Source organism: Brevibacillus sp. JNUCC-41, assembly GCF_014844095.1.
Taxonomy (GTDB): Bacteria; Bacillota; Bacilli; order Bacillales; family DSM-1321; genus Peribacillus; species Peribacillus aracenensis.
Window position 1 is genome coordinate 2,335,734 of record NZ_CP062163.1, and the last position, 14,244, is coordinate 2,349,977.

16 protein-coding genes and 1 pseudogene are annotated in these 14,244 nt (G+C 43.0%); 13 read left to right on the forward strand and 4 right to left on the reverse strand.

The window, feature by feature from the left end:
- Positions 1 to 119 precede the first annotated feature (119 nt).
- From JNUCC41_RS11490 to JNUCC41_RS11530, 9 genes are all read left to right on the forward strand, one after another.
- Entirely contained in the window at positions 120 to 305 is a 186-nt protein-coding gene (locus JNUCC41_RS11490; RefSeq protein WP_192207687.1) for a hypothetical protein, read from the forward strand.
- 359 nt (positions 306 to 664) lie between these two features.
- Positions 665 to 1,954 carry an ABC transporter substrate-binding protein gene (locus tag JNUCC41_RS11495; RefSeq protein ID WP_192207688.1) on the forward strand — a complete coding sequence of 430 codons (1,290 nt, stop codon included), beginning with the start codon at positions 665 to 667 and terminating at the stop codon, positions 1,952 to 1,954.
- Positions 1,955 to 2,121: 167 nt separating this feature from the next.
- On the forward strand, positions 2,122 to 2,982 hold the full coding sequence (locus JNUCC41_RS11500) for a carbohydrate ABC transporter permease (RefSeq protein ID WP_192207689.1): 861 nt from the start codon (positions 2,122 to 2,124) through the stop codon (positions 2,980 to 2,982).
- Positions 2,982 to 3,800 carry a carbohydrate ABC transporter permease gene (locus JNUCC41_RS11505; protein WP_192207690.1) on the forward strand — a complete coding sequence of 273 codons (819 nt, stop codon included), beginning with the start codon at positions 2,982 to 2,984 and terminating at the stop codon, positions 3,798 to 3,800. Before JNUCC41_RS11500 ends, JNUCC41_RS11505 begins: the two co-directional genes overlap by 1 nt.
- A 57-nt stretch (positions 3,801 to 3,857) precedes the next feature.
- Positions 3,858 to 4,901 carry a LacI family DNA-binding transcriptional regulator gene (locus tag JNUCC41_RS11510; RefSeq protein ID WP_192207691.1) on the forward strand — a complete coding sequence of 348 codons (1,044 nt, stop codon included), beginning with the start codon at positions 3,858 to 3,860 and terminating at the stop codon, positions 4,899 to 4,901.
- A 216-nt stretch (positions 4,902 to 5,117) separates the two neighbouring features.
- Positions 5,118 to 5,846, forward strand: a complete 729-nt coding sequence (locus JNUCC41_RS11515; protein WP_192207692.1) for a ThuA domain-containing protein — start codon at positions 5,118 to 5,120, stop codon at positions 5,844 to 5,846.
- A gap of 13 nt (positions 5,847 to 5,859) precedes the next feature.
- The gene (locus JNUCC41_RS11520; RefSeq protein ID WP_076370715.1) at positions 5,860 to 6,882 is read left to right on the forward strand and encodes a Gfo/Idh/MocA family protein; all 1,023 of its coding nucleotides are present in this window, start codon (positions 5,860 to 5,862) and stop codon (positions 6,880 to 6,882) included.
- A 17-nt stretch (positions 6,883 to 6,899) separates the two neighbouring features.
- Positions 6,900 to 7,940, forward strand: coding sequence for a Gfo/Idh/MocA family protein (locus JNUCC41_RS11525; RefSeq protein WP_034305944.1), 1,041 nt, complete (start codon positions 6,900 to 6,902; stop codon positions 7,938 to 7,940).
- Between the two features lie 21 nt (positions 7,941 to 7,961).
- Entirely contained in the window at positions 7,962 to 8,930 is a 969-nt protein-coding gene (locus JNUCC41_RS11530; protein WP_192207693.1) for a sugar phosphate isomerase/epimerase family protein, read from the forward strand.
- 50 nt (positions 8,931 to 8,980) lie between these two features.
- Here JNUCC41_RS11530 and JNUCC41_RS11535 read toward each other — a convergent pair whose 3' ends face one another.
- Positions 8,981 to 9,295, reverse strand: coding sequence for a hypothetical protein (locus tag JNUCC41_RS11535; protein WP_192207694.1), 315 nt, complete (start codon positions 9,293 to 9,295; stop codon positions 8,981 to 8,983).
- 292 nt (positions 9,296 to 9,587) lie between these two features.
- On the opposite strand from JNUCC41_RS11535, the gene JNUCC41_RS11540 reads away from it, so the two are divergent.
- The 4 genes from JNUCC41_RS11540 to JNUCC41_RS11555 all read left to right on the forward strand — a co-directional run bounded on the left by JNUCC41_RS11540 (position 9,588) and on the right by JNUCC41_RS11555 (position 12,043).
- Entirely contained in the window at positions 9,588 to 9,908 is a 321-nt protein-coding gene (locus JNUCC41_RS11540; protein WP_192207695.1) for a PadR family transcriptional regulator, read from the forward strand.
- Between the two features lie 71 nt (positions 9,909 to 9,979).
- Positions 9,980 to 10,333: a DUF1048 domain-containing protein gene (locus JNUCC41_RS11545; RefSeq protein WP_192207696.1), complete on the forward strand. Its 354-nt coding sequence runs from the start codon at positions 9,980 to 9,982 to the stop codon at positions 10,331 to 10,333.
- Between the two features lie 198 nt (positions 10,334 to 10,531).
- Positions 10,532 to 11,293, forward strand: coding sequence for an ABC transporter ATP-binding protein (locus tag JNUCC41_RS11550; RefSeq protein ID WP_192207697.1), 762 nt, complete (start codon positions 10,532 to 10,534; stop codon positions 11,291 to 11,293).
- Positions 11,294 to 12,043 carry an ABC transporter permease gene (locus JNUCC41_RS11555; protein ID WP_192207698.1) on the forward strand — a complete coding sequence of 250 codons (750 nt, stop codon included), beginning with the start codon at positions 11,294 to 11,296 and terminating at the stop codon, positions 12,041 to 12,043.
- A 442-nt stretch (positions 12,044 to 12,485) separates the two neighbouring features.
- Here the strand turns inward: JNUCC41_RS11555 and rluF are convergent, their stop codons facing one another.
- The 3 genes and pseudogenes from rluF to JNUCC41_RS11565 form a co-directional block, all read right to left on the reverse strand.
- A complete protein-coding gene (rluF, locus tag JNUCC41_RS11560; protein WP_192207699.1) occupies positions 12,486 to 13,193 on the reverse strand; it encodes a 23S rRNA pseudouridine(2604) synthase RluF in 708 nt (235 codons plus the stop codon).
- Between the two features lie 219 nt (positions 13,194 to 13,412).
- Positions 13,413 to 13,508: pseudogene (locus tag JNUCC41_RS27260) on the reverse strand (DMT family transporter); the annotation flags it as partial.
- The gene (locus JNUCC41_RS11565) at positions 13,463 to 14,086 is read right to left on the reverse strand and encodes a DMT family transporter (protein WP_353618327.1); all 624 of its coding nucleotides are present in this window, start codon (positions 14,084 to 14,086) and stop codon (positions 13,463 to 13,465) included. The gene JNUCC41_RS11565 and the pseudogene JNUCC41_RS27260, both read right to left, overlap by 46 nt.
- Between the last annotated feature and the right edge of the window lie 158 nt (positions 14,087 to 14,244).

Sequence of the window (14,244 nt, forward strand, 5' to 3'; positions counted from 1 at the left end):
ATAGGCTTTTTTATTTTGCAATGCGAAAAATCTGTAAATTCCAAATATTTTGTTATATTATGTAAGTAAGAAACCACACACCCTGAGGAGTGCAGCCATTAAATGTGGAGGTGTCCAAGATGATCCTTTTAAAAGTGGATGACAGAAAGTTCGGGAAAAGCAAGATCAAGTACAGTGTCGTTGATAAGGAAACGAATGAATTGATCATTAGCGGTGTGTTTAAAGAGTTTGGACAAGCAAGCGATAAATATTATGAATTGAAGGATGAATACGGTTCATCCAATGTGAAGATGATATTGAAGTGAAAAGAGGGGGACCGACGGGTTTCCCTTTTTTCGTAGGCAATGCCATGAATGAAAATGCCCGTACAATAAATAACCGGATAAAGGAATAATCATAGATCTCTGAATCATATAATTAGGTTAAGAGAGTTCTTGATATCCTTTTTTTACAATATACTACAATTTTATTGTAAAGTATGGAATTTGGTGGTAATATAAAGCGCATAAATGTAAACGTTTGCAAAGATTTTTGTGAGGAGGTGATGTAAAAGAAGTACGATAGACCATGATTTTTATAGAATGAAAGGCTTTTATTTTACTATTTTATGCAAACGTTTTCTTAAAATTGCATGAATCTTATGAAAAAGGGAGAGTCGGTAGGCATGAAGCGTAAAAAATGGTACGGGGGAATTCTTACTGTTTTATTAGTTTTTAGTGTGATTTTGGCTGGATGCTCCTCTTCAACTGGTGGAAATAGCGACTCAAAGGATGTCGTGACGCTGGATATATTTCAATTCAAGGTAGAATTCAAGTCGCAATTCGAGGCATTGGCAAAACAATATGAAAAAGAGAATCCAGATGTAAAGATCAAGGTATCGACGGTTGGCGGCGGAAATGATTATAAATCAGCCATTACGGCAAAGTTCGCTTCAGGTGAGGAGCCGGCGGTCTTTAACATTGGCGGACCGGTGGATGTCGAACAATATAAAGATAGATTAACGGATTTAAAGGATACGAAGGCTGCTGCCGCAGCACTTGATGGCACTTTGGATGGCGTGGAAGAGGACGGGCAAGTCCTTGGACTTCCATTTAACCAGGAAGGATACGGCTTGATTTATAACAAGCGGATATTTAAAGAAGCCGGAATTAATCCTGATGAAATTACAAGTTATGAAGCCTTAGAGGCGGCAGTCAAGAAAATGGATTCACAAAAAGACAAATTGAAAATCGATGCAGTTTTCGCTTATCCGGTCAAAGAGAAGTGGGTGACAGGAAACCATTTATCCAATGTTTTCTTAGCACCGGAGTTTGATGGGAATGTGTTAGAGGCAAGTAAGGCTCCAACGGTTAAATTCACGGATGGTGACAAGTTTAAACAACTGGTCGATATCCAAAATAAATATTCCGTCCAGCCGACAGCAAGCCTCGATTACTCGCAACAAGTGGAAGAGCTGTTCTCACTTGAAAAGGTTGCGATCATTCAGCAAGGCAACTGGGTGTATAACACAGTATATGATATGGACCCTGAGTTAGCTGAAAAGGGAATTGGCATCATCCCGATTCCAAATGGAGACTCTGCAGGCATGCCGGTCGGAGTACCGAACTATTGGGCGGTGAACAAGAAATCGGATGAAAAGGTACAAGAAGCAGCGAAGAAGTTCCTCGACTGGATGTATACATCCGAGGAAGGGAAAAAGGCCGTTTTGGAAGACTTTAAATTCATTCCTGCATATGAAGGATATGATGTCGAAAAAATTGCCGATCCAATTTCAAAAGAAATTTATAAATACTCCCAAGAAGGAAACACGATTGGCTGGGTGTTTAATGGATATCCGGTTGGTTGGAACGATGATCTTGGGGCAAGTGTCCAAAAATACGTAACCGGTAAATTGACTTGGGAGGAACTTGTCCAACAGAACATTGAAAATTGGGAGAAGATTCATAGCAAATAAGTATTGGGAAATGCAAGTGACCGATCGGCATGAAATCTGTGCCGATTGGTTGTTCCTTGTTATAGAAAAGTCACTTAGGGGAATTGCCTCGACAAGGGATTCATCAAATAACCCAGTCATGATCTAAAACCATTAACTATTAAATCATTTCAAGGAGGTCGGTTTCGTTGAGAAATCGGGATGCCGCATATTGGCTGTTTTTGACACCTGTTCTTGCTGCACTCATTTTGGTTGTGATCGTGCCACTCATCTACGGATTTTATTATTCCTTTACGAATTGGAACGGTTTAGGGGCGCCGGATTTCATCGGTCTTAAGAATTATATGGACTTGTTTACGGATAAAGGGTTCCTTGATACATTTTGGTTCACCATTAAATTTTCCGTAGCGGCAATTGTGGTAATCAATATCATCGGATTAAGTTTGGCTCTCATCGTGACTTCGAAAATTAAATCAAGCAACATACTGCGGACTGTTTTCTTTATGCCCAATTTAATAGGCGGTTTGATTCTCGGCTTTATTTGGCAGTTCATTTTTATTAAGGTCTTCGGTGCGATTGGTGATTTGACTGGGATCGAAGCATTTAATGGATGGTTATCAACGACTGATACAGGTTTTTGGGGATTGATCATTTTAACATCATGGCAAATGGCCGGATATATCATGATCATTTATATTGCCTATTTGCAGGCTGTTCCTGAAGACTTGATCGAAGCGGCAAAAATTGATGGAGCTAACAGCTTCCAGCGTTTTCGCCATATAACTTTTCCACTAGTGGCACCCGCTTTTACCGTCAGTTTGTTTTTGACGCTTTCCCACTCGTTCAAGATCTATGATCAAAATCTTTCTTTGACGAATGGAGCTCCCTATAATTCAACTGAAATGGTTGCGATGAACATTGTAAAATCAGCCTTCACCGAAAACGATATGGCATATGCACAGGCAAAAGCGGTTATCTTTTTCGTGATCGTGGCGGTCGTTTCGCTGACACAGGTCTATTTCAATAAAAAACGGGAGGTTGAGCTGTGATGAGGGGAAAATGGAAATTGTGGCTGATTGGATTCATCGGATTCATTTTGGCCGTATTATGGCTCACTCCGTTTTATTTAATGCTTGTAAATGCCTTCAAAATGAAACGGGATATATTTGCCGATACACTGGGACTGCCTGAAACCTGGACATTCGAAAACTTCATTCAAGCTTTCGAGCAATTGGATTTCCTCCGGACTTTATTCAATTCTTTATTGATATCGGGTGTCAGTGTCGTCATCATCATCATTTTTTCTGCGATGGCAGCATACGCCCTTTCCCGAAACAAAAGTAAAATAAGTTCCCTGCTTTTCTTCGTGTTTGTAGCAGCCATGCTAATTCCGTTTCAGTCTGTGATGATACCGCTCGTTGCCCAATTCGGACAGCTAGGGATGTTGAACAAGGCCGGATTGATTTTCATGTATTTAGGTTTTGGCTGCAGTCTTTCCATATTCTTATATCATGGTACCTTAAAAGGGATTCCCATCTCACTTGATGAGGCAGCAAAGATTGATGGTGCTAACCGGTTTCAGGTATTTTGGTATATCATCTTTCCATTATTAAAGCCGATGTCGATTACAGTTGGCATCTTAAATGTCATTTGGATATGGAATGACTATTTGCTGCCATCCCTTGTTATTGGCGGAGCGGGATCGGAGACCATTCCGCTTAAATTATTCTTCTTTTTCGGTCAATATACGAAGCAATGGCATCTTGCCTTGGCTGGACTTACTTTATCCATCATTCCAGTCATCATTGCGTACTTTTTTGCTCAGAGGCAAATTATCAAAGGAATTGCAGATGGAGCCGTTAAATAACTATTTAAATATAGGGAATATTAAACCATGTGCGGTGAACGGGGAGTGTTGATGAATTTGTCTGTTACTATAAAAGACGTTGCCAAAAAAGCGAATGTCGCTCCATCAACGGTATCGCGTGTAATCCATAACAGCCCGACAATCAGTGAAAAGACAAAGCGTAAAGTACGCAAGGTATTAAAGGAAATGGGCTATCATATGAATGAAAATGCCCGGAACTTAGTCACGAAGTCAACTAAGGCCATTGGGATCGTCATGAAAAGTTCGGCAAGGGAATCACTTTATAATCCCTTTTTTCCAGAAGTGATCAGAGGCATCGGGGATTTTTGTAATAAAGAAGGGTACAGTCTTTCTCTGACAACCGGGGAGACGGAGGATGCCATCTTTGAGGATGTCGTGAAGATGGTTCAGGGCAGAAGAGTGGATGGCATGATTGTTTTGTATTCTAAAAAGGACGATAAAGTGGTGCCATACTTATTAAAGCAGGGCTTCCCGTTCGTTTTGATAGGGAAGCCAAGCACGAACATGAGCGGTATCACATTCATTGATAACGATAATGTTCAAGCGGCCAGGGAAGTATCGGAGTTTGTAATCAATCTTGGACATGAGCGAATTGCCTTTTTAGGAGGCAGTCCCGAGTTTGAGGTGATCCAGGACCGCTTGACAGGCTTTCAACAAGCGATGGAACAGGCCGGGGTGGATGTACGACAGGAATATATCAAATTGATTCCTTTAAATCGAACGGATGGAATAAAGGCGATTGACGAATTGCTGGAATTGAAAGAGGCGCCAACCGCTTTTTTGGTTATGGATCTTTTATTGGGTGTTCTCTTGCTTGGAGTGTTGGCTGAAAAGAACCTGAAAGTGCCACAGCAAATAAGCGTCGTCTGTTTTAACCACTCGGAATTCATAGAATTTCTAAGTACGCCGCTGACAACGGTTGATATCCATACGTATCAGTTAGGGTATGAGGCGGCAAAATGCGTGTTCGATCTAATTGCAAATCCGGAAATGATGGAAAAGAGTATCAGCATTCCTACCAAAATCATAAAGCGGGAGTCGCATTTTGTTGCCGAAAAGGAAATTAAAAGAAAAATGTAGAAATGTTTTACCAATTAAAGCTTGATTTTTGCTAACATAAATTTACAATATAGATTATCACTATTATTTTTGAAAATTCATACTTTAAAGGGATAAATTATGTTCTTATATTTTGATCTACTCTAACGCAAACGTTTGCGTTATGAATAAAGAGGTAATAGTTAAACATGCAAAGCAAGTTGCCATGAAATGAATCTTGAATGGAGGAGGTTGTTCATGAGAGTCCTGGTATGGAATGAGTTTCGCCACGAGAAAACAAAGCCTGAAGTAGCAAAAGTATATCCGGATGGTATCCATGGTGCAATTGCCGGCTTTTTACAAAGCGGGCAGGTCGAGGTGAGAACCGCCACTCTTGATGAAGAAGAGCATGGATTAACCGAAGAAGCACTGAAACAAACCGATGTACTTCTTTGGTGGGGGCATGTTGCACATGATGAAGTTCAGGATGAAATCATTGCAAGGGTTCACAAGCGAGTACTCGAAGGAATGGGTCTCATCGTCCTCCATTCCGGTCATTTTTCAAAGATCTTCAAACGATTAATGGGCACGACTTGCGATTTGAAATGGCGGGTTGCGGATGAACGGGAACGGCTCTGGGTTGTCGATCCAAGTCATCCTATCGTTGATGGAATCGGAGAATATATAGAGCTTGAGAAGGAAGAGATGTACGGGGAACATTTTGATATTCCTGCACCAGATCAATTGATATTCGTCAGTTGGTATGAAGGCGGGGAGGTATTTAGAAGCGGTTGCACGTATCAGCGGGGGAAAGGGAGGATTTTCTATTTCCGTCCAGGTCATGAAACATATCCTACTTACCATAATCCCGAGATTCAACGAGTGATTAAGAATGCCGTTAATTGGGTCAAGCCGGAATTTGGAATCGTAACGAACTACGGGAAAGCCGAACCGTTGGAATCCATCTCAGGCAAAGAGCTGAAGTGAAGGAGCGAACAAAATGGGCAAAGTGAAGGTAGGAGTCATTGGATGCGGGAGTATTGCAAAAAACAGGCATTTTCCGGAGTATGATGCACATCAGGAAACGGAGATCATTGCCGTTTGTGATATTGTGCCTGACCGGGCGAATGCAGCAGCACAAAGGTATGGCGCGCAAGCATATACTGATTATATAGAACTTTTGAAGAATGAGGAGATTGAAGCGATCAGTGTATGTACCCCGAATTACCTGCATGCACGCATCACAGTTGCGGCCTTGGAAGCTGGTAAGCATGTCCTTTGTGAGAAACCAATGGCTACTTCTTTAGTAGACGCTGAAAAAATGAATGCAGCAGCAGCGAAAAGCGGTAAAATACTAATGATTGGTCATAATCAGCGTTTTGTTCCCTCTCATCAAAAAGCGAAGCAGCTTATAGAGAGCGGGGAGGTAGGGAAGGTCTATAGCTTCCGGACGGCTTTTGGACATTCCGGGCCGGAAACTTGGAGCGTGGATGGACTGGAAAGCTGGTTTTTTAAAAAGGATCAGGCAGTCATTGGTGCAATGGGCGATTTAGGTGTTCATAAAGCTGATTTATTACGGTATATCCTTGGAGAAGAATTTGTTGAAGTGGGAGCCTTTGTGGAAACGACTGCCAAGAAAAATACAGACGTTGATGACAGTGCGGCCTGTATCCTCCGGACGGAGAGCGGTATCATCGGAACGCTTACCGCCAGCTGGTCTTATGCAAAAGAAGACAATGCTACGGTCATTTATGCAGAAAAAGCGGTATTGCGCCTTGAAGACGATCCGAAATACTCACTGATCATCCATCATGATAATGGAAAGACAGAAACCATCCAATTAGGAAGCATCCAGACTAATGACTCAGAAGGACAGCATGATTCCGAAGTGATCAGCCACTTTGTAAAATGTGTGGTGGACAATGAGGAGCCACTTGTCTCAGGAGTTGAAGGATTAAAATCACTAAAAGTCATTCTTGGCGCGATGGAATCAAATGCATCCCGAAAAATCATCCGCTTATAAAGGGGTTAAAAGTCATCATGTACAAATTAAAAATGGGTATTATCGGTGCTGGCGGAATTGCCCAAAAAAGGCATATCCCAGCTTTTCAAAAATTTCAAGATAAAGTGGTTTTATACGCCATTCAGGATATAGATGAAATGAAGGCGCGAGAAGTGGCGCGTGAATTTCATATCGAGAAGGTTTTCACTAATTATGAAGAAATGTTTGCCGAAGTGGATGCTGTTACGATTGCAACGCCAAACAAGTTCCATGCGGAGATTTCCATTGCTGCTCTGCAAGCAGGTGTACATGTGTTATGCGAAAAGCCAATGGCCATTACAACTGAGGAATGTTTAGCAATAACCGAGGCTGCTAATATATCGGGTAAAGTTTTATCGACCGCTTATCATTACCGCTTCATGAAGGAAGCCCAGGCTGCAAAGAAAATGATTCAGGCGGGTGAAATCGGTGAGCCGTATGTAGCGCGTGTACAGGCAATCAGGCGACGAAAAGTCCCTGGCTGGGGAGTGTTTACAAGCAAGGAATTGCAAGGCGGGGGAAGTGTGATCGATTACGGCTGCCATTTGCTTGATTTGGCTTTATGGCTGATGGATGACCCAGAACCGATTGAAATCGTAGGTTCGACATATAATTATGTCAGTAAGGGTGTCGATCAAGTCAATTTGTGGGGGAATTTCGATGCCTCTGTATTTGAAGTGGATGACCATGCCACGGCATATATCAAATTTGCCAACGGAGCATCTTTATTATTCGAAACATCTTGGGCCGCTAATATACGTGAAGAAGCAACTGTTTTAAGTTTATCCGGAACGCAAGGCGGTCTTGATGTGTTCCCGCTGGTCTTGAACCAGGCTAAGCACGGCATGCTTTTAAATAGTGAGGCCGTATGGATGCCAGGGGAGGATACACCAGACCTGCAGCAGGCAGAGAACTTTATTAATAGCTGTCTGGGGCTGGCAGAACCATTGGTAAAACCATCAGAAGCCATGAAAGTTTCGAAAATAATCGAAGCCATTTATCAAAGCTCGGCAAGTGGGAAGGTCATGAGCATAAATTAATGAAAAGGTGAGGTGGGGCTTGTGAAATTAGGGATTTTTACAGTGCTATTTGCTCAAAAATCATTCGAGGAGATGCTTGATTATGTCGCAGATTCCGGATTAAAAACAGTTGAAATCGGTACAGGCGGGTATCCAGGCAATATCCACTGTCCGCTCGATGAACTGCTGGAAAGTGAAGAAAAACGCCAAAAATACCTCGAAGCCGTTCAAACAAGAGGATTAACGATCAGTGCATTCAGCTGCCACGGCAATCCAATCTCTCCAGATGAAGCATTCGCTAAAGAAAGTGATGAAACACTTATTAAAACAATCAAGCTTGCATCCTTACTGAACGTCCCGGTAGTCAATACCTTTTCTGGTACAGCCGGTGATCACGAAGGAGCCAAATATCCAAACTGGCCTGTCGCCCCATGGCCGAATGAGTATACAGATGTGCTGAAATGGCAATGGGAAGAAAAATTGATCCCCTATTGGAAAAAAGCAGCTGCCATTGCCGATGAGCACAATATAAAAATCGGACTTGAACTGCATGGAGGCTTTCTCGTCCACACACCCTACACCTTGTTAAAACTGCGGGAAGCTACATCTGATGCAATAGGCGCCAACCTGGATCCAAGCCACCTTTGGTGGCAGGGCATCGAACCAGTCGGGGCCATCAAAATCCTAGGGAAAGCGGGAGCCATCTACCACTTCCACGCAAAAGACACATACTTGGATCAGGATAACATCAATATGTATGGATTAACTGACATGCAGCCATATGGAAATATCCAGAGCCGTGCCTGGAACTTTCGCTCTGTAGGATGCGGCCATAGCCTGCAAGAATGGTCCGACATCATGAGCGCCCTTCGCACATACGGTTACGATTACGTCGTCAGCATCGAACATGAAGATCCGCTGATGTCAGTTGAAGAAGGATTCCAACGGGCTGTTACCAATCTGAAAACTGTACTCATCAACGAAAGCCCAACTGATTTATGGTGGGTATAATTTGTAGCCATAACGAGCAGCCTATTGCAGGTTGCTTTTTATTTTGGACCTTACTCGAAAAAGTGAAACTCACGAGTAAAAGTGCGGAATTCACGAGTAAAAGTGCGAAACTCACGAGTAAAAGCGTGAAACTCACGAGTAAAAGCGTGAAATTCACGAGTAAAAGTGCGAAACTCACGAGTAAAGCGGAATTCACGAGTAAAAGTGCGATATTCACGAGTAAAAGTGCAAAATTCACGAGTAAAAGCGTGAAACTCACGAGTAAAAGTGCGAAATTCACGAGTAAAAGCGTGAAATTCACGAGTGAAAAGTGCGGAATTCACGAGTAAAAGTGCTAAATTCACGAGTAAAAGTGCGATATTCACGATGGCTGTATCCAAGGAGATAACTGGTTTTAAAAAAAAATCAATTTGACAGTCACTATACTAAGTGTTACAGCATACCATGTAGTAAGTAACACTGGATACCAACAGCACTGAATAGTGAAGTGGCAAAAATATTTTTAAGAAAAAGTTGACACCTCCACTACTCGGTGTTACTGTTTAGGTGTAATAAGTAGTACTAAATAGCGTGGTTTCCCAAAAGCTATTCCGTAAAAATTCCCCTCAGAACTAAGTTTTACTTAATATAAGTCGCAAAATAGAGGAGGCTCTGAACATGGAAAATTTAACTGAAATGCTGAAGGGTTCGCTGGAAGGCTGCGTGCTGGAAATCATCAGCCGCCATGAAACCTATGGCTACGAGATTACCCGCCGCCTGAACGAGCTTGGGTTTACTGAAGTCGTGGAAGGGACGGTCTACACCATCCTCGTGCGATTAGAAAAGAAAAAGCTGGTGAACATAGAGAAGAAACCGTCAGATATGGGGCCGCCCCGCAAGTTTTACTCACTTAATGAAGCTGGCAGCCAGGAACTTGAACTGTTTTGGAAAAAATGGGATTTTGTATCATCGAAAATCAACGTCTTAAAGTCAATCTAGCTTCATAAGATATTCCGTACGATATTTTTGGAGTGTCTTGTTCAGCTTTAGAAAAGAGGAGGAAAAATAACATGATGGAATTGTTCAAAAAAATGATTGGTGATAAAAAAGAGTATAAAATGATGATGGCACGGGTTGAAGCCCTGCCAGAGGACTACCAGTTCGTATTTAAGAAAATTCAAAACTACATGTGGAATTTCTCGGCGGGCAACGGGATGGATATGCTGCACATGCAGTATGAATTAATCGATTTATTCGAAGCCGGTGCGGCGGAAGGCAGACAAGTGCTGGAAATCACCGGGGACGACGTGGCGTCCTTTGCCGACGAACTAGTGGCAAATGCTAAAACCTATTTCGCCAAGTATCGTGAAGATTTGAATGAAAGTATCATGAAGCGATTGGGAAAAAATAAATTCAATAAATAATTCCGACTGAATAGCTGGTTACAAATGTGAAATGCCACCTACGCTATTCAGTTATATTTTAACCCAGTAATAAGTCATACTGATTATCAGTCAGACTAAATAGAGGGGTATAGGCAATATAGTTCCGCAGGGCGCTCGGAAGGATAATTAGGGTTCTTACAAGCGGTTTTGCTGCACTATTAAAAGGAGGAAAAAAGTATGAGCAATGCAGCGATTTCTGTAAAAGGGTTAATAAAAAACTTTAAAGACAATGAAGTCTTAAAGGGGGTGGATTTTGAGGTACGGCGTGGCGAAATTTTCGCACTGCTGGGCTCAAATGGAGCGGGCAAGACGACGACGGTCAACATCCTCTCGACTTTGATGAAGGCCGATGGCGGCGAAGTCGGTATTTGCGGCTTTGACGTCCAGTGTCAACCGGAACATGTTCGCCAGAGCATCAGCCTGACAGGGCAGTTTGCAGCTTTAGACGGCATGCTTACCGGGCGCGAAAACCTGCTGATGATCGCCAAGTTGCGGGGAGTTTCCAATCCCGCTCAAGTCGCCGACAATCTGCTTGCGAGATTCAGCCTAACCGATGCGGCCAACCGCCGTGCGGATAAATATTCCGGCGGGATGAAGCGCCGGCTTGACATTGCCATGAGCCTGATTGGGACGCCAGCGGTCATTTTTCTCGACGAACCGACGACAGGGCTTGACCCCGAAGCACGGATTGAAGTCTGGGATACCGTCAAGGAACTTGCCGGCGGCGGCACGACAATCTTGCTGACGACCCAGTACCTGGAGGAAGCCGAACAACTGGCGGATCGTATCGCCATCCTGCATGGCGGAAAAATCATCTCGACCGGCACCCTTACCGAACTCAAGGAGATGTTCCCGCCAGCGAAAGTGGAGTACATTGAGAAGCAGCCGACATTGGAGGAAATTTTCCTCGCGATCATCGGCAAAAAGGAGGAGATGTAAATGAATAGCAAAACAGGGGTATTACTAGGGCGTTTAATGCGCAATATCATGCGCAGCCCTGATACAATTATCACGGTTGCGATAACGCCGATTATGATGCTGCTGCTGTTTGTCTACGTGTTTGGTGGCGCCATAGAGGCAGGCACGGACAGCTACGTCAATTATTTATTGCCGGGAATATTGCTGATGGCTATCGCATCCGGAGTCGCTTACACCTCCGTGCGGCTGTTTACGGATGTAAAGAGCGGGCTGATGGCGCGTTTCATTACCATGCCCATCAAGCGCTCGTCGGTATTGTGGGCTCATGTGTTGACCTCGCTTGTATCCAATGCGCTTACTGTCGTCGTGGTGATCCTCGTCGCGTTCTTGATGGGCTTCCGTTCCAGCGCTGATATCCTGGATTGGCTCGCGGTGGCTGGGATACTCGGGCTGTTTACGTTGGCGCTGACATGGCTGGCAGTCATTCCGGGATTGACAGCGGGGTCCATGGAAGGGGCTACAGCCTACTCGTACCCGCTGATTTTCCTTCCGTTTATCAGTTCGGCCTTTGTCCCCACCGAAACCATGCCTAAAATTGTCCGTGCGTTCGCTGAGAACCAGCCAGTGACTTCAATCGTGAATGCGATTCGTGCCTTCTTGTATGAAGGGTCAGTTGGCAACGATATCTGGATCGCGCTTGCCTGGTGCGTAGGCATCATGGTAATCGCTTACTTCTTCGCCAGTAAAGTATTTAAGCGCCAGTTAGGGTAAGTACACCATTATCGGATTAGCCATTACAATAGTCAGCCATTGCGATGAATGCATTTGCTATCACATGGAAGAAATGGCTTAAATGCCGGGGCAACCATCGATGAAATCATGGAAACCTTTAAAATTGGTGTGATTGGTGGCGGCAGCTTATCCCAACATGAGATTTGCCATTAGAAGAATTTACAGCGAACGAGTAGTGGTCTTTCGCAGAAGGAGAAATTAAAAGAATAAAGCCCATAGATGTAATTGACAGGAAAAGAGTAGATTCAGAAGCAAAACCGCTTTGGTTATCAATGTCTTTAAGGAAAATAGATTCCTTTCATTATCATTAAAAGCGCAAAGCTCACGAGTATATCCGCATAACTTAAAGCAAATGATTGCTGAAAATTCTTCTGAAATTAAAAAAGCGATGCCCCCGAAAATCTGGAGGCATCTTCATTATTTATCTTTGCCTTGGAGTATAGTCCAATTCCTTAAATAGTTCCGTCAATTCATCCTCTGTCAAGTCGCGCCATTGTCCAATCGCCAGTCCGTCCAGATGGATGTTCATGATCCGGATTCGATGTAAATCACGGACTTCATATCCTAGTGCGGAGCACATTCGGCGGATTTGTCTGTTCAGTCCTTGCATCAAAGTGATGTTAAATGTATATTTGGTCAACTGTTCAACCTTACATGGAAGTGTTTTTGTATCCAAAATCTCCACTCCGGATGACATGTCTTTGATGAAGGAAGAGGTAAGTGGTTTATCCACAGTTACGATGTATTCTTTTTCATGTTTGTTTTCTGCACGAAGGATTTCATTTACGATGTCTCCATCATTTGTAAGAAGGATCAGACCGCTTGAGTCTTTGTCCAGCCGTCCGATATGAAAAATGCGAAGCGGATGATTTACAAAATCAACGATATTCCCTTTTATGTGTTTTTCCGTCGTACTTGTAATCCCTATCGGTTTATTCAATGCAATATAGACATTTTGCTGTTCCACTTTTATCGGCTTGCCATCGACACGAACATCATCACCGGGTTCAGCTTGACTGCCGAGCTCAGCTACAGTGCCATTTATCGTCACACGGCCCTCGGCTATCCATTTGTCTGCGCCTCGTCTCGAGGTAATTCCGGATTCACTGATAAATTTATTGATCCTCAACTAAAGCACACCTTTACATTCAGATTTTCTTCTTTAAAGGATAACGTAAATCATGGTGCATAGACAAGGGGAAAAGACAAGAAAGCATAGTTGGTGTGAATTACTGGATGTTCTTTACATGTTCTTCGTGACAGCTGCCGGATACTCCTTTTTCTTTTTGCTTGTCAGGTAGACGCCAATGAAGACAAAAAGACCTCCCATGATTTGGACGATGGTAATGGTATGACCCAAAATCAGGCTAAGAATGGCGGTAAATACAGCAATCAGATTTAGATAAATTCCAGCCTGGCTAGCGTTGATATGACGAAGGGAAATATTCCAGAAAATAAAGGAACCGACAGACGGGAAGATTCCAATATGTTTTTCAGTTTTTTACCGATTATTGAATAGAAGGTCCAAACGAGAATCGCCAGGATCATCAATAAGTCGCCTTTATTGTAAGTGAGCTGGAAAATATCCAGAAGGTGCCCTTTTGTCAAGACCAATAAAACGCCGAATAAAGATATGATAAGTCCGAGTGCGTGGAGGGCTGAAATTTTCTCCTTTAACAGCAAAGCGGAAAAAAGCACAATTAAGGCAGGGTTCATGGAATTGACAAGAGCGGCATTCATGGAAGTTGTATAGGTCAAAGCCCAATAAAGGAAAAAATTATAACTGACGATTCCGAGCACCCCCATGACTAACAGCAATCTCCATTCTTTCCATACACTCTTCCAATTTGGCTTTTCGATCCATTGGGCTAAAGGAAACAATAAGAAAACGGCTATTAGCCATCGCGTAAATGTTAGTTGGATCGGGGAAAGTTCGGTCACAACGTATTTTCCGAAAATGTAATTACCGGCCCAAAACAAATTTGCCAAGATAAGAAATAAAAGAACAATGGATTTTTTCATCAGACTGCCTCTTCCTTAATTAATGGAATATTCACTAAATATATCAAAACAGGAGTACCTAAGCAATATAGCGAGCCTAGTAGTCAATTTTTTTTCAAGGATGAACCAAAGAGCAGGATAAATAGAAAAAGGCCGTTCAACATGAGCTGAACAGCCTT